General features: G+C 56.8%; 15 protein-coding genes. All 15 read left to right on the top strand.

Annotation, left to right across the window (positions count from 1 at the left end; translation table 11 throughout):
- The first annotated feature begins 2 nt into the window (after positions 1-2).
- The 15 genes from tagH to GA0071314_RS16215 are packed head-to-tail and all read left to right on the top strand — an operon-like array spanning position 3 to position 22,159.
- Positions 3-1,379: a type VI secretion system-associated FHA domain protein TagH gene (gene tagH / locus GA0071314_RS16285; protein ID WP_074397608.1), complete on the top strand. Its 1,377-nt coding sequence runs from the start codon at positions 3-5 to the stop codon at positions 1,377-1,379.
- The gene (tssJ, locus tag GA0071314_RS16280; RefSeq protein ID WP_074397607.1) at positions 1,376-1,915 is read left to right on the top strand and encodes a type VI secretion system lipoprotein TssJ; all 540 of its coding nucleotides are present in this window, start codon (positions 1,376-1,378) and stop codon (positions 1,913-1,915) included. Before tagH ends, tssJ begins: the two co-directional genes overlap by 4 nt.
- Positions 1,915-3,249, top strand: a complete 1,335-nt coding sequence (gene tssK / locus GA0071314_RS16275) for a type VI secretion system baseplate subunit TssK (RefSeq protein ID WP_074397606.1) — start codon at positions 1,915-1,917, stop codon at positions 3,247-3,249. Before tssJ ends, tssK begins: the two co-directional genes overlap by 1 nt.
- Before the next feature lie 3 nt (positions 3,250-3,252).
- Positions 3,253-4,095: a type IVB secretion system protein IcmH/DotU gene (gene icmH / locus GA0071314_RS16270; RefSeq protein ID WP_082934283.1), complete on the top strand. Its 843-nt coding sequence runs from the start codon at positions 3,253-3,255 to the stop codon at positions 4,093-4,095.
- Between the two features lie 8 nt (positions 4,096-4,103).
- On the top strand, positions 4,104-6,719 hold the full coding sequence (gene tssH / locus GA0071314_RS16265; protein WP_074397605.1) for a type VI secretion system ATPase TssH: 2,616 nt from the start codon (positions 4,104-4,106) through the stop codon (positions 6,717-6,719).
- A gap of 4 nt (positions 6,720-6,723) precedes the next feature.
- Positions 6,724-8,319 (top strand): sigma-54 interaction domain-containing protein, encoded by a 1,596-nt coding sequence (locus GA0071314_RS16260; protein ID WP_082934282.1) that lies wholly within the window; start codon positions 6,724-6,726, stop codon positions 8,317-8,319.
- Entirely contained in the window at positions 8,316-8,969 is a 654-nt protein-coding gene (gene vasI / locus GA0071314_RS16255; protein WP_082934281.1) for a type VI secretion system-associated protein VasI, read from the top strand. Before GA0071314_RS16260 ends, vasI begins: the two co-directional genes overlap by 4 nt.
- An 11-nt stretch (positions 8,970-8,980) precedes the next feature.
- On the top strand, positions 8,981-10,438 hold the full coding sequence (gene tssA / locus GA0071314_RS16250; RefSeq protein WP_074397604.1) for a type VI secretion system protein TssA: 1,458 nt from the start codon (positions 8,981-8,983) through the stop codon (positions 10,436-10,438).
- A gap of 37 nt (positions 10,439-10,475) precedes the next feature.
- Positions 10,476-14,126, top strand: coding sequence for a type VI secretion system membrane subunit TssM (gene tssM, locus GA0071314_RS16245; protein ID WP_074397603.1), 3,651 nt, complete (start codon positions 10,476-10,478; stop codon positions 14,124-14,126).
- Positions 14,110-14,697, top strand: a complete 588-nt coding sequence (locus GA0071314_RS16240; protein ID WP_074397602.1) for a GNAT family N-acetyltransferase — start codon at positions 14,110-14,112, stop codon at positions 14,695-14,697. The genes tssM and GA0071314_RS16240 overlap by 17 nt, the downstream gene beginning before the upstream one ends.
- Positions 14,698-14,755: 58 nt before the next feature.
- Complete coding sequence (locus tag GA0071314_RS16235) at positions 14,756-15,043, top strand: type VI secretion system PAAR protein (RefSeq protein WP_074397601.1); 288 nt, start codon at positions 14,756-14,758, stop codon at positions 15,041-15,043.
- 1 nt (position 15,044) lies between these two features.
- The gene (locus GA0071314_RS16230) at positions 15,045-17,096 is read left to right on the top strand and encodes a type VI secretion system Vgr family protein (protein ID WP_074397600.1); all 2,052 of its coding nucleotides are present in this window, start codon (positions 15,045-15,047) and stop codon (positions 17,094-17,096) included.
- Positions 17,097-18,050, top strand: a complete 954-nt coding sequence (locus GA0071314_RS16225) for a DUF4123 domain-containing protein (protein WP_074397599.1) — start codon at positions 17,097-17,099, stop codon at positions 18,048-18,050.
- Entirely contained in the window at positions 18,043-21,420 is a 3,378-nt protein-coding gene (locus GA0071314_RS16220; RefSeq protein WP_074397598.1) for a T6SS effector BTH_I2691 family protein, read from the top strand. The genes GA0071314_RS16225 and GA0071314_RS16220 overlap by 8 nt, the downstream gene beginning before the upstream one ends.
- Positions 21,421-21,430: 10 nt before the next feature.
- Positions 21,431-22,159, top strand: coding sequence for a hypothetical protein (locus tag GA0071314_RS16215; RefSeq protein WP_074397597.1), 729 nt, complete (start codon positions 21,431-21,433; stop codon positions 22,157-22,159).
- Positions 22,160-22,327 lie beyond the last annotated feature (168 nt).

Genomic DNA, 22,327 nt, shown 5'->3' with positions numbered 1-22,327 from the left:
CCATGTATGCCATTCAGACTGACGCCATCACCCTGGTGGTCATAAACAGTGAGGCCCTCGAAGGTCGCTCGACGAGCAGCTATGTCTTCCGCGGCGAGGGCGGCACCTTGGGCAGCGGCGCGCAAGATAGCTGGTTGCTGCAGGATCATCGAGGGCGTATTCGACCCAGCCACGCCGACATCCGCAAAATTGACGGAAAATTTTGCCTCATCGATAGCAGCGGCCAAACCTTTATCAACCGCTCCACCTTGCCTTTGGGGCGTGATCGTAAGGTGGCGCTGCGCGATGGTGATGAACTGCTGATTGGTGAGTACCGCTTGAAAGTGCATCTCGGCGATCGCCAATCATGGCAGCCAGGCGCTCACTCGCTCGCAACGCTAGTTGACGAAGAGCCTGAAGATGTCACCGCCCACGGGCATGTGGCACCGGTGGGAAGCCACGCGGAAGGACGGGAGCAAAACCAACGCGAAGACCCCATCGAAGCGCTGGGTGGCGTTATTCCAGGGTCGCTTCAGCATGACCCGATGGTGGCACTGGAGGACGATGTCCCCAGGCCAACTGAACTGGAGCCGATCGACACGCTGACTGTTTCCCAGCACTACGAACGTCATCAATGGGCTCAACAAGAACGTCGTCACGAGGCGGTGAGCCTACCCGACATAACCCCCCTTAACGGCCTAAAAACGCACAGGAGTAATAACATGGATGAGCGGCAATTAGATGACCTGGAGCGCTCAGTGGGTGAGCAATTAGAAGACCGTTGGCAAAAGCCAACAACGCGCTCGCTAAGCCATGTTGGTGCGGACCCCTTACTGCGTGGATTGGGGATTGACCTGCCTTTCCGGGATAGCGAAGAGCAACAGGCCTTTCTAGAAGAAGCGGGTCAAACCCTGCGTGCCGCCATCGATGGGCTGCGGATATTACAGCAGTCACAAAATGACAGTAAGTATCCACTTCGCGACCGGCGTTTGCAGCCGATTGAAGATAACCCACTGCATCTGGGCCAGTCGTATGAGGAAACCGCTGAAACGATGTTGTCTGCCTCACGCAGCCCTGTGCATCTTTCAGCGCCGGAAGCCGTGGCGGAGAGTTTGCGACACCAGGGGCAGCATCAAGCGGCCGTTGAAGAAGCCATTGGCCATGCCCTGACCGCCATTCTGGATGCCTTCTCGCCGGAGGCGTTGCTCAAACGCTTTCATGCCTATCGAGGGGCGAGCAATCGTATCGACAACGAAGGTGGCTGGGCGTGGGAAATGTATGACCACTATTACCGCGAGTTGAATTCTGGTCGTCAGCAAGGGTTTCAAAAGCTGTTTTGGGAAGTCTTTGAACAGGCCTACGACCAGTCTGTACGTCGTCAACAGCGGGAGGAAGCATGAGCGCGTCAAGTATCGCAAGGCTTGTTGGCCTGCTCTGCATCACCTTGCTGCTGGCAAGTTGTGCCTCGACACGGGAAGCCTCCGGCAAAGCGTGGCAGGTCATGCGTGATCCCGACATTCCGGTAGGTTACCCAGAAGATCAGCCCACCAAGGTTGACCTCAGCATGATAGCGGAACCCAACGTGAATCCTAACGTGGAAGGCGAAGGGACACCGCTTCGCTTTCAAGTCCTGCAGCTAAAAGATGATTCGATGTTAATGGCCGCGGATTTAGACCAGCTGGAAAACGACCTGGAAAAGGCGCTGGGAACGAACTACCTCGCCCACGATGATTTTACGTTGCTGCCAGAGCAATGGAAGTTTTACGAGCCCTTTGAGATCGATGAAGACACTCGCTATATCGGTCTGATTGCGTTTTACGCCTCGCCCAACGAGGCGGAATGGAAGAAAGTCGTCAAAGTAAAAAGCCGCAGCGAACACTATCACCTGCTGGTCCACCTCCGTGACAGTGAAGTTGAATTAAGGGAGGAAGGGTAATGGCTAGCCGAAACCGTGTCGTTTGGAGCGAGGGGTTATTCATTAAGCCTCAGCACTTTCAGCAGCAACAGCGCAGTTTGGAAGGTGCGCTGGACACGCGTTTAAAGGGGGTAAGCCACTACCTATACGGTTTTCTCTCGCTCGAACTCAATAATGAATTTCTCAGTTTTGGACGCATCGCCATCAGCCGGGCAAGCGGTGTTATGCCCGACGGGGTGGCCTTTCATTTGCCTGGTGATGATGTAGAGCCTGCACCGTTGGAAATTAGCGATGCCAGCATTACCAACCAGGTTGTGTACCTTGGTTTGCCACTGGCAACTGATGGCATTGGTGAGGTGCGTTGGCCCGATGACAATTTGCCAGCGCGTTACCGGCTGCTGTCGCGCAGCGTGCGCGACCTTCACTCGCAAGAGGGCGTGTCGACCGACATCAACGTAGCACGGGTTGCGCCTCGGTTGCTGCTCGAGCGTGATGATCGCAGCGGCTACGCTTGCCTCGCCGTTGCACGCATTGTTGAACGTCGTCCTGACGGTAGCCTGGTGCTGGATGAGCAGTTCTTGCCAACGTTGCTCAACGTACAGGCAGCGCCTGGATTGCAGCGCTTTGTGGGTGAGATGGCCGGGTTGATGCGGGAGCGCGCGCGTAATATTGCCCAGCGTCTTTCTACCCCGCATCAGGCGGGGGTCGCTGACGTCTCGGACTTTATGTTGCTGCAACTGCTTAACCGCGCTCAGCCACGCTTCCAGCACCTTGCACGGCTGGGTCAGCTGCACCCTGAACGACTTTACGACACGATGCATGAAGTGGCCTGCGAGCTTGTCACCTTTACTGACGAGTCCCGGCTCCCCCCAGAGTGCCCAGCCTACGACCATAATCATCCCGAAGGGTCGTTTCATCCGTTGATGAAAATGCTACGCCAGGCGCTGTCGACGGTGCTAGAACCCCGCGCCGTGGCCATCCAATTGCAGACTCGACGCTATGGCTTATTGGTGGCACCGCTGTCTGATTTGAGCCTGATCGAATCCGCCGAGTTCATTCTTGCCGTGCGCGCCGACATGCCTAATGAACGGCTACGCAAGCTGTTTTTACAGCAAACCAAGGTGGCCAGCGTCGAGCGTATTCGTGACCTCATCAGCTTGCAGTTACCCGGTATTCCGCTTGAGCCGTTGCCGGTCGCTCCCCGCGAACTGCCTTATCACGCTGGTTATACCTATTTCCAATTGGATCGCCAAAGCGAGGCGTGGGGCATGCTCAGCGGTGCCAGCGGCTTTGCCTTCCACGTTGCCGGTGAATTTCCAGGGCTGGAAATGCAGTTCTGGGCTATCAGGAGTTAAACCATGCAGCAGCTTGTCACCGATTCGCACAGCCTGAGCCGTTCCCATGCACCCAATGACAAGGTGCGTCATGAGGACTTAATTAACGAACGTGGCCTGGAGCATTTGATTCATAGCCACGCCGAGCAGCTCGATGCTGATGAAGACTATTGGTTCCGTTTGCGCGGGCATAATCTGAATCCGTTAGTTGATGCAGCCAGCAGCCTGCTGGGTATGGTGGTTAGGGTACGCCAGCTCAACAACGCGGGTGATATTGAGCGCCTTTACCGTCAAGTGGTCGATGAAATTGCCGCCATTGAAATCGAACTGACCGAACAAGGCTATGACCGTGCCACCTTGCTCGCCTATCGCTACGTGCTGTGTTCGTTTATCGACGAAGCCGTGATGGGAATGTCTTGGGGAAGGCAAAGCAAATGGGCTGAACACTCTTTGTTGACCCGATTCCACAACGAAACCTGGGGAGGTGAAAAAGTCTTCTCTATCCTCGCGCGTCTCCAGCAAGAACCGCAACGATACCGGGACATGTTGGCATTCATTTACCTGTGCCTGTGTCTGGGGTTTGAAGGCCGTTATCGGGTGATGGCCCACGGTCGTGAGGAGTACGAACAAATTGTCAGGGCGCTGGGCGACCAACTGAGCAATCTTGAGGAGCCACCGGAAGAAGCGCTAACTCATCCCCTCGATAATGTCGTGCAGGGGCGCCTACGCCGTTCCAGCCATTTTCCTACCTGGGGCATCTTTGCGCTATTTGGTATCGCCATGGTTGGCGTTTATTGGGGCCTTTCCTGGTCGCTGGATCAACAGGCGTCGCAAATTACCTCGTTACTTAATCAACTTTATCGCTAGGAGATACCATGCTCAGGGTAGAGCTAACAGCGCTCATTGGCCGTCTTAATACCATTGCTCGCCAAGCGTTAGAGCAAGCGGCACTGCTGTGTGCACAGCAACAGGCGCCTGAGGTTACCGTTGGGCACTTGTTGCAAGCCATGCTGGATCAGCCGCTATGCGATGTGCGTTCCATTTGTGAACACCTGGATATTGATATCGCGCCGTTGCGTGCGCAATTGGCAGAAGAAACACGCCCACCCCGCGAGTTGGACGTGGCCACACCTAGCTTTTCACCGCTGTTGATCGAGCTGCTTCAGGATGCATGGTTACTCGCCTCCACTGAGTATCAGCACCGCACGCTGCGAAGTGGGGCGGTATTTATCGCGTTGCTGCATAATCCGGAACGCTACTTGGGAGCAGGTGCGGTGCGTTTGTTGGCCGACATTAACCGGGAAAATCTGCGTCGTCATCTTGACCCGATAACCGCACATTCAGCGGAAGCTCCTCAAGAAGAGGCCACGAGTAACACGCGCCAAGCGCATGCTGGCACTGACGACAGCGCGCTTGCGCGTTTTGCCACGTCGCTCACCGAGCAGGCGCGTCAAGGCACGCTCGACCCTGTACTGGGGCGCGATCCTGAGATCGACCAAATGCTGGATATTTTGGGACGTCGGCGCAAAAACAACCCCATCGTGATTGGTGATGCCGGGGTCGGAAAAAGCGCCGTCGTGGAAGGCTTGGCATCACGCATTGTGGCCGGCCAAGTCCCCGCTGCGCTTGCTGATGTCGAACTGCTCACTCTAGATCTGGGGGCCCTGCAAGCCGGCGCGGCGGTCAAAGGCGAGTTTGAGAAGCGACTTAAAGCCGTCATTGACGAAGTCAAAAATGCGCCGCGTCCCACCCTGTTATTTATTGATGAAGCCCATACCTTGATTGGTGCTGGCAACCAGGAAGGGGGCGGTGATGCGGCCAACTTGCTCAAGCCGGCCTTGGCGCGTGGGGAACTGCGCACCATTGCGGCGACCACCTGGCGGGAGTACAAAAAGTACTTCGAAAAAGACCCGGCACTCTCGCGGCGCTTCCAGCCCGTTACGCTATCCGAGCCCAGCGTTGACCAGGCTCTGGTGATTCTTCGCGGCTTACGTGATGTCTATGAACAAGCTCACGGCGTACTGATTGGCGACAGTGGTCTAAGAGCGGCAGCGGCGTTGTCAGCCCGCTATCTGGCCGGTCGGCAACTGCCGGATAAAGCTATCGACGTGCTGGATACCGCCTGCACGCGCTTGGCGCAAACGCTTGATACACCGCCGCGAAAGCTGAGTCATTTGCAAAGCGAGCATACCGCAGCACTTCGCGAGCGCGATCAGCTCGCCCGTGAAGCATTGTTGGGCCGTGACGTCGACGCGACGCGTCGACAGACACTCGACGAACATCTTGCCCGCCTTGACGATGAGCTTGCCACGCTGGAGGCGGCTTGGCGTGAGCAGCGTGAGTGCGTGGATGCCATCGTTGGTCTGCATCGCCAACTGCTGGAATCCGATAGTCATGCACCAGACGCGCTTGCTGCTTCCCAACACGCTGAGTTGGCGGAGCGTGAACAGCAGCTAGCCCGTCTTCAGCAGACGCATACCCTGGTGACCCCCAGCGTTGAAGAGGCGCAAATTGCCCAGGTGATCGGCGATTGGACCGGGGTGCCGGTTGAGCGCATGACCAGCGATGAACTGACGCGGCTCACTGAGTTGCCCACGCACCTGGGCGAATCCATCCAGGGGCAGGACGACGCCATTGAACGTATTCACCGTCACTTGCTGACAGCCCGTGCGGATCTGCGTCGCCCCGGGCGGCCACTGGGCGCGTTCTTGCTGGTCGGCCCCAGCGGGGTCGGAAAAACCGAAACCGTGGTGCAGATCGCTGACCAACTGTATGGCGGCCGCCAGTTTCTCACCACCATCAATATGTCTGAATACCAGGAAAAGCATACGGTGTCTCGCCTGATCGGCTCGCCGCCCGGCTATGTGGGATTTGGCGAGGGTGGGTTATTGACGGAGGCGATTCGCCAGCGTCCTTACTCGGTCGTCCTGCTGGATGAAGTGGAAAAAGCCCACCCGGATGTGCTGAACCTCTTCTATCAGGCCTTTGATAAAGGGGAGCTGGCGGACGGCGAAGGCAGGCTGATCGACTGCAAGAACGTGGTCTTCTTCCTGACTTCCAACCTTGGCTATGAAGCCATCGTGGCTCATGGCGATAACCCCACGGCGCTGGACGACGCGCTTTACCCGGTGCTTGCCGGCTTCTTCAAGCCCGCGTTGCTGGCGCGCATGGAAGTCGTGCCTTATTTGCCGCTGGCTGGCGACACACTACGCGAGATCGTCAACGCCAAGCTCACGACGCTAGCCACACGCATTCGCGAGCGCCACCGCCAGGCGAGTGTTGTGCTGGATGATGCGCTGGTTGAGGCGATCTGTACGCGAGCAACCCGCAGTGAAAATGGCGCGCGTATGCTCGAGTCGGTGATTGATGGCGAGTTACTCCCGCCGCTCTCCCGCGCACTGTTGGAGCGCATGGCGCGTCGTGAAAGCGTGGCAAGCGTCGTATTGGGCGTTGACCCCGAGCACGGCAATTTCACTGCGGAGGTGGCGTAACACCATGATGCTGCCTGCTGCCGATACCCCATCAGCTGAAAGTACCGCGCTTTCAGCTGAACTGGCGGCCATGCCGTTGGCGTTAACCCTAGTGGAAAGCCGCTCAACGTCGGAGTTGCGCCCGCGAGCCGCGCAACTCTTACAACGCCATCTGGGATTAGCATTGGCCGAATGCCTTTATATAGAAGGCAGCGGCCGTTGGCTAGGCCGTGATGGTGATGACGGGCAGTTTGATTGCAGCGATTTTAATCATCCCTATGCCCACGTTATTCGCAGTGGCAAGGCACTAACGTTAAGTGTCGCGGATGCGCGGACGCGTCTCGATCATGCCACTTTCCAGCAACAGGTAGCGGCGATGGGGGCAAGTCTGTATCTGCACATTCGTCCACTGCGGGCGGCGGACGCAGAGCGGGAATGGCTGGGGGTAATGCTGTTGGTGAGTACCCAAACCCGGCTTTCCCAGCTTGCAGACGACCCCGGCATGGCCGCGTTTGACGCGCTGCTATGTCGGCTATGGGCGCGGCTGGCGCGCGAACAGGGCGAACGTCAACGCTCCCGCGTGCTGCAGGATTCGCTCGCAAAGCTTAACGACGACGCGCGTCGCCAAGCGCTAGCCGACCAGTTGGGCGACGAACTGCTGGGTCATTCATCGGCCATGCAAGCATTGCGTCGGCATGTTGTACGTGCGGCCGAAACGAACCTGGCGGTACTGCTACAGGGTGAAACCGGTACGGGTAAAGACCGGGTGGCACGGGCTATTCATCAGCTGTCGGCCCGTTCGAAAGGCCCTTTCATGGCGATTAACTGCGCCGCAATTCCCGAAGCGCTGCTTGAGTCGGAGCTGTTTGGTCATGCCAAAGGCGCATTCTCGGGGGCGGATCAGGCCCGCGAAGGGCTGATCCGCCAGGCGGATGGCGGCACGTTATTTCTTGATGAAATTGGCGATATGCCGCTAGCCCTGCAAGCCAAGCTATTGCGCGTGCTGGAAAGTGGTCGTTACCGCCCGCTGGGGGCGAGTGAAGAGCGCTGTGCTGATTTGCGTTTGGTGGCCGCTACCCATCAGCCGCTACGCGAGCAGATCCGCGATCGGCAGTTTCGCGCAGACCTTTACTACCGATTAGGCCAGTTCCCTCTGGCGTTGCCGCCCCTTTCCGAACGCCGCGACGACATCGCCATGCTAGCGCAGTCCTTTATTACCGACTTTTGTGAGCGTGAAGCACGTGACGAAATGGGCATTACCCCCGCCGCACTGCGCCTTCTGTATCGCCGTGATTACCCAGGCAACGTCCGCGAGCTAAAAAACGTGATCGATTATGCCTGTGCCATGACGCCTCAGGGGGCCGATATCGACGCTTACCTGTTGCCAGGTGAGCAAACACCCAATGAGCAAGCCTCGTCGGTGTCGGCCGAAGACACTGGGTTTGCGCTACCCGATGACATTGATGATCTTCGCCAAGCCCTGCGCGATGTCGAGTCCGCCATTATTCGTCAGCGCTTGCGGCGGTTCGGGGGGAATCGTGCCCAAGTGGCTGAGAGCCTCGGCCTGCCTAAGCGAACCTTGGCCCATAAATGCCAGCTGTTAGAACTGGATACCAAATGAACACGATGTTGTTAAATCGCCACGTCTTAGCCGGTGGTTTGCTGGTGCTGTTGACGCTATTTAGCCATCCCTCACGGGCAGAAGGGCACACTGCGTTGCTGGAAAGTGCTCAGACATGTGCTGAGGAGACCTCTCGTTTAGAGCGCCTGCACTGTTACGACGCGCTTTTCCAAACGCCAAATCCAAGCGCCGACACCCACGAACTGCCCGCGTTATGGCATGCCATTGAAAGGCAAGAGGCCGGTCGCTCCGGTGACGAAATGGGGTTGGTCATGCGCGAAAAGGGCAGTGATGTATTGATCAGTGTGCCCGCGTTAGGCACAACGCCGCCCCGGCCCATCATGGTGATGGCCTGTGAAAAAATGATTACCCGATTCCAACTGCACATGCCGCTCCCGATCGATAACGCACGCGTGGAACTCGAACTGACGGGCGATGGGAGAACCATCGATCAGCAGTGGCGCGTCCGTGACGGCGGGCAGATAGTGAGTGGTGGCCGTGGGTTACCTGCCATCGACACGCTTCGTCAATTGCTTAGTGCTGACGAAATTACGCTACGCAGTGATGTGAGCGCGCTGGATGGTCTGCGCTTTGATGTATCCGGCCTTCGTGAGGATATTCAACCACTACGCGATGCGTGCCGCTGGTAAAGGAGTCACCCATGCGCATCACCGTTGAAGCTCATCTAACGCCCGTATTGGCGCCGCTTGATGTTAACGATGCGGGGCACCCGGTCGGCGAGCCGTTGGAAGACACCAACGACTATCTGGCGCTTGATGAAGAGATGATGAAGATAGGCTCGCTGCAGCACGCCCACGTTGATTGGGATACCGCCGAAATGCTGGCCGTGCGCATGCTGAGCGAAAAAGGCAAGGATCTAAAGGTGTTGGGGCATTTAGTGCATTGCCTGCAACACGGTGGAAATGGCGTGCGTTTTGCGCTTTCGCTACGCCTGCTTGCCCGCAGCGTGGGCCAGCCCTGGTGGTCCCAGGCCTACCCGTTCGCGGGCAGCAAGGGTGCCAAACTGCGCGCCCGGTTGTTTCAGCAGTTTATCCAACGCAGCGTGAAGTTAGTGTCGGCGGTCGATTTTCACAATGCAGAGGATGAATTTGACGCTTGCCAAGCATCGCTTGACGAGCTTCAGCAACAAGCCGCCGCCAACGCATTGCCTGAAAAGACGTTAGATGAACTGGGCCGGCAATTGCTTGCCCAGCGTCCGGCTGCATCACCTTCCGTCGACGAGAAAACGCCGCCGGAAAACTCGGCGGCTGATCGGACCAACGCAACCCCATCAACGACGACGACATCCACAGCGACGTCGGCCAAAGCGCCTGAGCTGCGGATGGAAGCCGGAAATGAGCGCTCCAACCGCCAAAGCTTGCTCAAGATGGCCGATTTTCTGGTCGAGCAATCCCCCGGCGAACCGCTGGCCTATCGGCTGCGCCGTTTTGCGATTTGGGGGGCAATTCAGGCGCTCCCCAATGCGAAGGAGAGCGGCAAAACCGAGCTGGCGCCTGTGTCAGCCGACCGGATCGCCGATTATCGCGAAGCGCTCGCGCGAGGAGGCGATCACGACCTGTGGGAGCGCATAGAGAATAGTTTGACGTTAAGCCCCTATTGGTTGGAGGGCCACCGGTTAAGCGCGGGGCTTGCAAAACAGTTAGGGCACTCACGCTGTGCCGAGGCGATTCGCGAGGAAACCCAACGCTTTGTAGAGCGGTTATCGGGTATTGACGCCCTGGCGTTTAATAACGGAGTGGCGTTTGTCGATGACGAAACAAAACGCTGGTTATTCAGCAATACGCAAGGCACGGGAGCGGCTGGCGGTGGGGGAGACGCTTGGCAAGCCGGTCTGGACGAGGCGCGCGACGCCATGGCGGAGGGTGATGTTGGGGCCGCATTAAAGGTGCTCGACCAAGGCTTAAGCGGTGCCCGCTCGCCACGCGATAGCGCCTATTGGCGCTTGGCCAGCGCGGACCTATTACACGAGGCAGGACTGGAAAGTCTGGCTCAGCATCATTACCGAACGCTTCATCAGACGGTAACGGCGCTAGCGCTTGAGCAGTGGGAGCCGACGCTGGTCTCGCGGCTAGAAATCGCACTCAAAGCATCGCACTGACAATGTCGTTAATACAAGGGACGAGGGATAAAGGCTAATGTGGTCAACGTTAACATCAAAGCTGAGCCGCTGGGTGCCGGGCCTATCAAGAGCACAAACAGCACACAATAGTGCGAAGGCCAAGGGCAATAAAGCAAAAGGGCTGTTACGGCTTACCACCCTGCTTTGGGCGCTACTGTTAGTGGCGTTAGTGATTGCCATTTGGTGGCTAGGACCGCGATGGGAGGTCGCCGGTATAACGCCCCTGGCAGCGCTGTCCAACCGCTTGCTAGCGACGTTGGCTGTCGTGACCCTCGTGGTCGTCATCTGGGGTGTTCGTCTTGCGCGGCGTTTACGGTCGTTGGATGACGAACGCCAGCAGGAAGAAGCGCGCCAACAAGACCCGGTTATGCCCCAGGTCGAACGTCAAGAGGCCGCTCTCAACAACGTCCTGAGTGAAATTACCGCCAACCTGGGCGGGGGCGATAATAGTCGATATCGCTTGCCCTGGTACCTGGTTATGGGCGTTGAGAATGCTGGCAAAACCAGCCTGATTAATCGTTCTGGCCAGAACTTTGCGTTGACCCACGTGATGAAAGCGTCCGGGCAAAGCACCAAGCAGGGGCAGCTTGGCTTTGACTGGTGGATCGGTGACAAAGCGGTACTGATCGACCCTGATGGAGAGTTACTGACCCAGGGCGCGATGGAAGGTGGTGAGCCTCAAGCGCAGCAAAGCCGATTGTGGGACCACTTTGTTGAATGGTTAGAGCGTAATCGCGCCCAGCGGCCACTGGATGGTGTCGTCCTGGTGCTTGATCTCGCCCGTTTAAGCAATGCCCAGGTCGCGGTACGCAAAGCCTATGCGGCATTGCTGCGCAGCCGGCTGCGTGAACTGATGGAGCGCCACGGCACGCGACTGCCGGTGTATGTCACTTTCAGCAAAATGGATTTGCTGCACGGCTTTGACGACTTTTTCCGGCATTACTCTCGAGCGGCACGCAAAGCGCCGCTTGGTTTTACGTTTTCGCCTGACTCGATGGATACCCCTGGAAAATGGGAAGCTGAGTTCGAGGCCGACTACGACGAAATGCTGGCGCGTTTGAACAAGCAGTTGCCCGCTATGTTGTCGGAATGCCGAGACCGGGAAGAGCGCGAGTCCGTGTTCCGCTTTGTACGTCAACTGGCCGGCCTGCGCGATGTACTGCTGGGCTTTTTGACCGAGTCGCTTTCCAGCGACCGTTTCTCAACGGCGGCCATGGTGCGCGGTACCTACTTCACCTCGGTCTATCAGCAAGGGGTTCCCGAAGATCCCTTTGTGGATGCGGCCGCTCGTCGTTACGGTATGGATGAAAGCATTCAGCCGGCCCACCGGGCGACGCGTAGCGCGCTCTACTTTACCGAAGAGCTGTTCGAAAACGTTATTTACCCCGAGGCGGGGCTGGCGGGCGACAACGCGAGGGTGACTCAACAGCGGCGGCGCACACGCACTATTAGCCTGGCGGCCTGCTTGATCATAGGGGTTGGCCTGGTGGGCGGCTGGACGCATTTCTATCAGAAAAACAGCGTTTCTTTGGCCGCCGTGGAAACCCGTGCAGAAACGTTTCTGGCCACCGACCCTGAGGCATTCCGGAGTGATGACCCCAGTGGCTATGAATTACTCGAGCCGCTTGACCGTTTACGAAGCGCGCTGGAAACCTTCGATGAATACCGCTCCCACACGCCCTATCTGGCCGATATGGGGCTGTACCAGGGGCATGTCATTGGCGCCCAGGTAGAGCGGGCCTATGTGGCGATGCTCGAGCACCAATTCTTACCCGCCTTGATGATCGGCATCATGGACGATATGAACCGTGCCGAGGCGGGCAGTAATGAAAAACTCGCGTTGCTGCGTGTGCTGCGCATGATGTCTGACGACAGCGGTCGCCAAACCGATCGGGTGATGCGCTTCATGGCTCGACGTTGGCAAGGGGACTTCCCCCAACAGGGCGTAGTGCAAGAGCGCCTCCTGGATCACCTTGACTACGCCATGGCCCATACCGATCTAGAAGGGCATATCGCTGACGGTAGCCAGCGTGCCGAGCAGGCCATGGAGCCACTTAGGGGTAGCCTGAATGCTGCACAAGAAGAGCTGTCACGCCAGCCAATTGATGAGCGTGTGTATGCCGCGCTAAAAGCAGCGGGAAGCCGTGAAGGCGAGCCACTGGATCTGCGCCAGCGTGTGGGCACGTTGTTCGATACCGTGTTCATGGCGCGTAACGACAATCCAGAACATGTGACGCTACCGTATCTCCTTACACGTGATGGTTTTGACGACTATTTCCTACAGGAATTAGAGCGCGCCACGGAGCTTGCGCTCATTGATGCATGGACGCTGGGCCAGCGGGATGACATCAACTTTAGCAAGGCGGATAAACAGCAGTTGCAAACCGCCCTGCGTGAGCATTATGTCAGCGATTACCATGTCAGTTGGCGTGATGCGCTGGGCAATACGCAACTGGTCCCCTTGCCCGATATTCATCAAGCGATTGTGGTGGCCGACGCCCTGGTGGGTGCCAAGCGACCGCTGGATCGTTTGCTATCGGCGGTTGAGCGCAACACAAGTCTTTACCCAGAGCTGCCTGAGGGCGATGAGCAAGCGCGTGAGGCATTAAAGCACTCTTCACGTTATGAACTTGCCGCCGAGATAGAGCAGCCTTTCACGCCCCTTAATCAGCTTGGCGAAGCACGCGATGATAATCCGTCCTCGCTGGAGGAAATTAAGGAAGCGATCACCGAACTGCGTGACTATTTACTCGATATTGAAGAATCCAGCGATGCCGGGCGCGCCGCCTTTGTGAACGTGCGCGACCGCTTATCGCTGCGGGGTGACGACCCCATCAACAACCTAGAAAAAATAGCCGAAAACACACCTCAGCCGGTGGGTAGCATGCTGGAAGACTTGGCTGATCAAAGCTGGCAGTTAATGATGGCTAGTGCCACCCGTCATCTTGAGCGCCAATGGCTTGATGATGTCGTGGCACCCTACCAGGAGCGTTTAGCCGGGCGTTATCCCCTAGCACCCAATGCAAGCCAGGAAATTTCGCTGAACGATTTCGAAGATTTCTTCGCGCCTGATGGCACGCTGGATGCTTTCTATCAAGATAACCTTGAGCCTTTCCTTGAGGGCGCGCCTGAGCACCTAGTGGATGCCGAGGGCAATTCGATATTGCGTGACAGCGTGCACAGCGCGGTCGAACAGGCCGAGCAGATTCGCCGTGCTTACTTCAGCCGCGACGGTGCGCTTGACGTTGAATTTGCCCTCGAACCCATCAGCCTGAGCCCCGATAAACGACGTAGCGTGATTAGTGTGGATGGCCAACTGATCGAGTATGCCCACAGCGCTAGCCAGCGTGTGTCGATGGTATGGCCCAATTCGCTGCGTGGTGGTAACGAAAGCCGCGTCACCATGGTGCCCAGTGAGGTTAACCGCTCCCCCCGCAGTGTGACGCAGGATGGGGCCTGGGCATGGTTCCGCTTGTTGGAAGACGCCGATATCACCAACGTTGGCGAGCGTGAGTTGGAACTGCGCTTCAATGTTGATGGCGGTACAGCGCGTTACCGGTTACTTGCCAACGGCGCACCTAACCCCTTTACGCGCTCACTGGCCGCGGGCTTTGAACTCCCCTCAGCGCTATATGCAGAGCGAGGCAACGATGCTGACGAAACTTAAGCAGCTGTTTAGCTCGGGCAATACGCGGCCCGCTTCGCAGCATGCGCGGCAGGGTGTTAAACGCGCCCGCCCGCTTGAAGCGGCACGCGATGAGGACATTGATAAGTTTATCGAAGCGGTCTACCAAGCGGATGCCAAGGGGCATTCGCCCTGGGTACTTCGCGATAACAGTGTACTGGAAACGTTACGCCGCGCCCTGGAGTTTACCGTGCACCGTGGCCTATGGCTTCAGCAAGTAGAGGGCCAAGTGGCCCATTGGCAGGGTCGCTTGCTAGCGCTGCACCTTGGCGAGGGGCCGCCGCTCGGCATGGTGCTTGCCTGCCGTCCCGATGATGAGGCCGCTTGGCAACTGCGTTTTTTCTACATCAGCCAAGAGTGGAAAGGCAGTGGCCATGGCACGCGGTTATTAAGAGCAGTGCGCCGCAGCTTAAATGGCGTGCCGCTACAAGCGCGCCTACCGGTGTCTTGCCACTCCGCCATCGATAGCCTTGAGGCAGCGGGGTTCACCCGCCAATACGTGGATGCCTATGACGTCGCCAGCTATGAAGCGCCCGCCACCTGGGATGAATGAGCAACACGAATAAGCGGGACAAGCACGAACAAGCAGGGTTGCAAAAGGAGTAGTCGCAATGGGCCAGAAATTTGTACTCGTCGGTGATATCGGCACTGACCACGATGGTTTTCCACCGACACCGGTCACCGCAGGCAGCGGCACGGTGATGATGGACGGCAAGCCGGTTGCCCGCGTGGGTGACCCCCTGGCACCGCATGACAAACCCAACCACTCACCCCATCCACGTGCGATTGCGCAGGGCTCAAGCAGTATTTTAATCGACGGTAAACCCGCAGCACTGACGGGCCACGCGGTGGATTGTGGTGGTGTGGTAATTGGTTCTGGCTCAGGGGAGGGAGGTTGAGATGATAGGCACAGGCCTGCAATTCACCCTGACGCTACCTGGCGTTGACGACATCGCGGTGATCGACTTCACCCACCGCGAAGCGCTCTCCCAACCTTTCGAGCTGGCGCTTAGCCTGGCCAGCCGTGACGGCAGCCTGGACGCGGCTGAGCTGCTGGATCGTGAAGCTTCATTAACCATCTGGCAGGACGGCGAAGCGCTGCGCCGGGTGCACGGCATCGTCAGCGAATTTGGCCGGGGCGACCGCGGCCACCGCCGCACCTTCTACTCGTTGGTGCTGCGCCCGGCGCTGTGGCGGCTTTCCCTGCGCCACAACTCGCGCATCTTCCAGAAGGTCGACCCGCTCACCATCATCAACACCCTGTGCGACGAGCGGGGTATTACTGACGTCTCTTTTGCGGTCACCCGCGAGCTTGCCGAGCGCGAGTACTGCGTGCAGTACCGCGAGACCGACCTCGCCTTTATCGAGCGCCTGGCCGCCGAAGAGGGGCTGTTTTATTTTCATGAGTTTGAAGCACGTGACGGCGGCGCCCATCGGCTGATCTTCGCCGACGACCCGCAGCTACTCACTAGCCTAGGCGAGCTCAGCTATCACAGCCGTGCCGGTGGCACCGCTCCCATGCGCCATGTGCGCAAACTCAGCCATACCGCCCGGGTGGCGAGTTCGTCCGCCACGCTCAAGGATTACAGCTTCAAGAACCCCGCCTATGCGCAACTCCACGACCACCTGGGCCGCGACGTTGAGCAGCACGGCCAGCAAGTGGACTACGAACACTACGACTACCCCGGCCGCTACAAGCAGGACGCCTCCGGCGAGCCCTTTACCCGCATCCGCCTGGAACAACTGCGCCGCGAGGCGATTACTGCCAGCGCGGAAAGCGACCTGCCAGAACTGGCCCCCGGCCTGCGCTTTAGCCTGACCGACCACGACACCGACAGCCTCAACCGCGATTGGCAGGCCATCGAAGTACGTCATGTCGGCGAGCAGCCCCAGGCGCTGGAAGAAGACGGCATCACTCAAAGTGATTCTGCCGGGATGACCCGCTACCACAATCAGGTCACGCTGATCCCCGGTGATGCCCCCTGGCGAGCAACGCCTAATCCCAAACCCCGCGTCGATGGCCCCCAGGTTGCCTTTGTGGTTGGCCCGGAAGGCGAAGAGATTCACTGCGACGAGCACGGCCGGGTCAAGGTCCAGTTCCCCTGGGATCGCTACGCAGAGCCAAATGACACGGCTAGCTGCTGGGTACGCGTCGCCCAGGGCTGGGCGGGCGGCGGCTATGGCAGCATCGCCATTCCGCGCATTGGCCACGAAGTGATTGTCTCGTTTCTGGAGGGTGACCCAGATCAGCCGCTGGTTACCGGGCGTACCTATCACGCCGTCAACACCGCGCCTTACCCGCTGCCCGAGCACAAAACCCGCACGGTACTACGCACCCAAAGCCACAAGGCCGAAGGCTTCAACGAACTGCGCTTTGAAGACGAAGCGGGCGAAGAACAGATCTGGCTCCACGCCCAGAAAGACCTGGAGCTACTGACGCTTAACGACCGCACCGAAGAGATCCAGCACGACAGCCACCTCAAGGTGCATAACGACCGCATCAGCGAAATCGATAACGACGATCACCACACAGTGCATCACAATCGCCACACGAAGGTAGATGGCGACGACCACCTGATGATCGACGGCACCCGTCATGAAAAAATCGGCCAGGCTCAGCTGCTGGAAGCCGGGCAAGAAATTCATCACAAAGCGGGCATGAAGGTGGTGATCGAAGCAGGCGCGGAAATCACCCTAAAAGCAGGTGGCAGCTTCCTGAAAATCGACCCCAGTGGCGTCACCATTGTTGGTCCGCAGGTCAAGATTAACTCTGGGGGTAGCCCAGGCAGTGGCAGTGGGCAGGCGGCGCAGGGGCCGACATTACCGATGGAAGCAGAGACAGAGAGCCACCAGGCTGTTGCGCCTATCAATCGCCCTGCTCAGCTTAAAACCCTGCTGAAGGCTCCGCCAAGCTGTGAGATTTGTGAAGAGACAAACCAGGGAAATAGCTAGATGGAACGCCCTCAGGCAATCACACATGCATTGGTGGACGGGGTTCGTTACCCCAATGCGTTCCAGCGCTTATATAGCTGCGATGACATTGAGGATATCGAGCCCCTCTACTTGATGACTCGCTGGTCATCTTTGGCTGAGCAGGGGCCAATTCTGGTGCGTCTTAAAAACAATGGCCTGGCGGAGGAAGCTTACGCTAACGAAGAAAGACTATATCGTTCGCTTTCGTTACTGAGCAGCCCCGCAAGCACGGGCGACTTGAGCAATCACCTGGCTCGATGTGTGACGTTTAACGGGGAAGGCGGGCAGGAGCAGCTACTGCGCTTCGCGGATCCCCTGGTCACTAGGCACTGGTTGAGCAGCTATGGGCATGACCTTCCGGCGGCGCTCATGGGGCCCATCGATACGTGGTGGGTGGCGGACTGGGCGCCTAATTGGGCCGCGCCGCGCCCCATCACATGGCAGCCCTTTATGTCTCAAGTGAGCTCAGAGACAACGAAGACAGCGACGGCAGATACGTTCCCACCCATGGGGCGTGACCAGCTAACGGCCCTTGAGGCGGTGACCCGCTGGCAACTCAAGGAGCGCCTGACGGATTACTTTAGCGAGCATGCGGCCGAGGCGTGGCAACGTCTTCCGAGTGAGGGTCGCGGTCAATGGCTTGACGACCGCTTAGACGATGCCATCGCGTGGGGAGTCAGCACGGAACGCCAGCTCGCCATCTGGGTGGAGCTCAGCTTGAACTGGGGCGAAGACTATATGACCGCGAGCGATGGCTTGTATGCCGATTGGGCACGGCATTCGCCTAACGACGCTCGCCTCTCCCGGCAAGATCAGCTTTATGCATTGGATGCTTGGAGCCGCACCCCGGCCGCTAACGCCCCTCAAGGCGCGCAGAGTCACGCATCACTTTCCCAAGAACCACTATTTATAGACGAGGAAGCCGATGGCTAACACGGATGTTCAAGCGCAGGCACGCGATGCCGCCTTTGATGAAACGCCCCTTGGAGGCGGTGTCTGCCCACTGTTTATCGACATCGATATTTTCCCCGTGCGTTACGCCATTGACGAGGCGCCCACCGAAGCAGATGCGCCAGCGCCACACCCGATTGACGATGATTGGCAGGGGCCAGATTACCCTTCACTCGAAACCCGCGACTACACGCTTCGACAACTGCGAGACGGCTGGCTCTATGTCTGGGTGGAGGAAGAGGGAGAGCAACGACTTGACGAATACCGCGTGGAAGGCGCTACGTTCAATGGTGCTTCTCACCTAACGTATCCAACCTATGCCTCCATCGCCTTAGCCTACTCCTCCGTCCAATGGACCGAGCGCATTCGTGAGTATGCGCTGGAAAACGAAGATTTTCGTCACCGCATTATGCGTTCAGTCGATTTGATAGCGGCGATAAATACGGTGGGCGATTGCGCATCGCTTTCCACCCATGCCGCTCCGTTAACTCAGATTGCTGAGTATGTTGCAGACATTACGCCCAATGGTGCGGTTAGTGGCTTCACGAGCACTACCGTCTCGACCGTAGAGCGGGATGTGGCGACGGAAGGCGATGAAAGTGCCGAAGAAGGGGTCTATCAATTACTTGCAGTAAAACCCGAAATCAGCCAAGACAGCGTATTAGCCGACATCAAGCATCACGACGAAGCGGTGTTTGTAGCGCTTGATGACGATTTAGGAATCGTTAACGACCTGACTATGGCGCTTGTCGGTCGAGAAATGGAGCTAGAGGCATTTCTGGATGAACACGGACATAAGCTAGAGACCGCTCAAGTCGTTAAAGCCCTGTGCCTGATCGATATTGATGAACTGATCAGTGATGATATCCGCCAAGACCCAGAGCGTTATCGCGAACTGACCGTTAAGACCGGTGAACTACTCGATGCTTTGAAAAATGTGACTAACGGATCAGATCATACGTTGCTCCACAGGGAGCAGCGTATCAATCAGCGTCGCGAAGAGCTTATTGAACTCGGCATGCCGAATCCTCCTGGTCTCAATAGCCCGCTATATGAAGAGTGGCATGGGAAAGAACTTCCCCGTCTTGATGTCAGGCTGGATGACGCTATTGCCTTCTTAACTGAAAAAGGCCCACAGCTTGAGCGCTTGCAGGCCCATGTGGAAAACAGCCTCGCGGATTTAATTATTTGGATGGAACGGCTGCCAACATCGGCTCAAGAGCTGTGTATTGATACCTGTGTTGCCGAGAAGAACCAGGCCATTCATGAATTTGGCTGCATGGTGATTGAAGCACTTGGCGGGACGCAGACCGGCCGTGTTTGGTTGAATGATACCTATCAAGCGAAAGATACGCTGATCGGCTTTTCGATGCTGAATTTCGATCCAGCCCTGGCCGACGCCTTAGAAACCATTACGAAACATTTCATCGAACAGGGTACGGAAGATGGAGAGCCCGCCGATAGCGGTGTAACGGCCACCAGCGTGGTGTCGCAAATTAACGACGCTATCGGCATTCTCGAGCTGGACGAGGTGCAGAGGCATCCTGTTTATCAAGCCCTGGCGCCGTCTGTACGTGAAGCGTTCGATACACTTCGAGCGCAGGTAAGCGGCTCTTCCAAGAAACTGTGGGAAACCATTGGCTATCAATTTTTGCCTTCTTTAAGTGCCAAAGGGCAGGTGTCTCTGGAAAAGGCCGCAAGGTCGCTAGTGCATTCCGTGATGGTCGTTCTGGTACACCCGGAAATTGCGTCTTCGGAACTGGTGATAGATACCGCCTACGAAACCAAGCACCGCCAATGGCGAGAAAGAGCTTGGGAGCTTACTGGAAGAATTCGCGACGTTGAGCGACGCAGCAAGAATGCTGGCTACAGCGCTCAGGAGCGCCATGCAAATCTCCGAGAGTTAGAGCAGCTAGAACAGCAGCGTTTCGAGCATGCGTACAACGAGCCTAAGCGTATAACGGCTGCGGATAACTCGCTCGACCAGCGTGCTTTGGGTAACCAAGTAAGCACTAATAATCTTGCCAGCGTGGGCTATCATGAACTGCGCGAACAGCACCGCATGAAACTCATCGGCGGCGCCAGCGCCGCAAAACGCCACTTAACCAGTCGGGTTGATCAATTAGGCGGTGGTATGGCGCTCTTAATTGCAGGGCTTAACCTTTACAACTTTATCGACGCTGCTCGCACCGCCCAAAAAGAGGGCGTGGATGAAGAGGATATGCGCAAACTAGCGGCAACGACGGGGGCTGCCACGGTGGCGGTTATGAGTCTATGGGTAATGCCGTTTTGGGATAAATATGCTAAGCAGAAATTCATGCTGTCAGGAAAAATGACGGCGGTGGCGGGTGCAGGCGTTTCTAAATGGAGTGCATCAACGAATAACGCACAGGCTGCACGCCTTGCCGCAAAATTGGCCACCCGTATGGCGGGGTTGTCGGCCATTGGGGCAATTGCTGCAGGGCTGGATACTTGGCAGACAAGCAAAGAGTTAAGGGAAGCAACCAGTAGTGGCGAACTTTATGCGCTTCATGTCAAAAGAGCTGCTGGCGCCGCTATGACTATTACAGCAGGATTTCAGATGGCTGGGGCTATCAGGGGTCGAATAGCCATTCTAGGACGAACATTCGCCTTCGCCTGGATACTCGGGCCCTGGGTCTCTGGCATTTTATTTGCGGCTGGTGTTGTCCACCTAATCGCCTCGCATTTCGCTGCCCGCTACAAGCGTGAAGGAGTACGCGGCTGGCTGTATACCAGCACCTGGGGCAAGGGCGACCTGCAGTGGGAGGACAGTGACGAGGGCAATAAAAACGAGTGGCGGGCCTTGATGGAAACCTTGTTGCAGCCTTCAGTCAAATTAACTGCCGTGAAGGGGGGCATCGACATTGGCGAATCCCATAGCACCTACTATGGAGTGAAAATCAACTATGTTCATGAAGGCTTCTGGGTGCAGATTGCTTTTCCCGCTTTCCTAGCGGGGGAGACCGTTAAGATTTCCGAGATTGCCCGAAGTGGTTTCTGGGCAGATGGCGGCAGCTTCGAGCAAAGCTTCTCTCGGCAAGACGGGCGAGGAGCTGAACTACCTGCCGATGCTGACTATGATACAGATGATGTGCGTGTTTGGCAGGCCTGGATACCGGCTAGCGAGCAAGCAGAAAACACCTCATTCATCCTCACGATGGATTATTCCGAAACATTGCTATCGTCAAACGAAGGTCAATCAAACTACACCTTTTATAAAGCCGATGCCGCCTCTGGCAAAAAAGAAATCGAACCCAATACTGAAGAGAGCGGTGAGGTTAGCGCGCCTACCCGTTTTGAACTCACGGTTCCCATGACCCCAGAAGAGTAAGGATACGTTTATGTGGTTTATTCAGCCCAAGCAGGACTATATCGCCCAAATTCCCTGGGAACATGTGGATGAACCTGCAGTAATGAGCTGGCAAATTAGGGCGCGCAATTATGATACGCCCGCGGCGAATGCTTTGTTTGTCGTATTTGCGCTTATTAGTTTGGGGGGGGGGTATTTTATGGCCCTTGTTGATGAGTCGTTGTTAGTTTCCGTTTTGATTGGTGGGGGGATGTTCATACTTTTCATATTGATTGCCATGAGCATGACCCACCAGACCGCTATCCTTGTCTACCGCTTTACGGAAACACATGCTGAAGAGTGTTCCTGGAAACCCCAGATGGATGCCGTGAAGCCATTTCTGAAATGGTCAGCCATTATCTTAATGCCGATTGTGGTAGTGCTCATTATCATGGATCCTTCTCTGATCATTACTAGCCTTGGCCCACTGGCAATGGGCTTCGCTGCATGGATGATGGGCTCGTCAAAAGGATATCAGGAAATCGCTAGAGGAAGCCGTCATGACGAACTTGACTGGCGAAAAACCGATAAGATCTACCTTTACCCGGGAAGAGATATTATTGGCTTAAATATACCCTGGTATCATCCTGAACTTGATGAAGTAATTCCAGAGGGTATTAGAGAGATTTATTGCAGGGAAGGTGAACGGGAAAATGTATTAAGTTTCTTTAAAAGCAGGCTTCCAGAAGTTGAGATTGTGGAAGAAAAGTTTCATTTGTAAGTATTTATTATGTATAAAGTTGGTTAGGTTGAGGGTTTTTAGATATTGTTTGAGCGCCGCTAATGTTTTTTCTTGGCCCTCAGTAAAGCTGAATAGCGTAACCGGTGGTTGCTTATTCGGTCCCTCTTGTACTTCTCTGATTATCAATTTGAGATTGCTCTGTTAGCA

The sequence above is a fragment of the Halomonas sp. HL-93 genome (genome assembly GCF_900086985.1).
Classification (GTDB): Bacteria; Pseudomonadota; Gammaproteobacteria; order Pseudomonadales; family Halomonadaceae; genus Vreelandella.
This window is presented reverse-complemented; position numbering and strand designations above follow the sequence as displayed.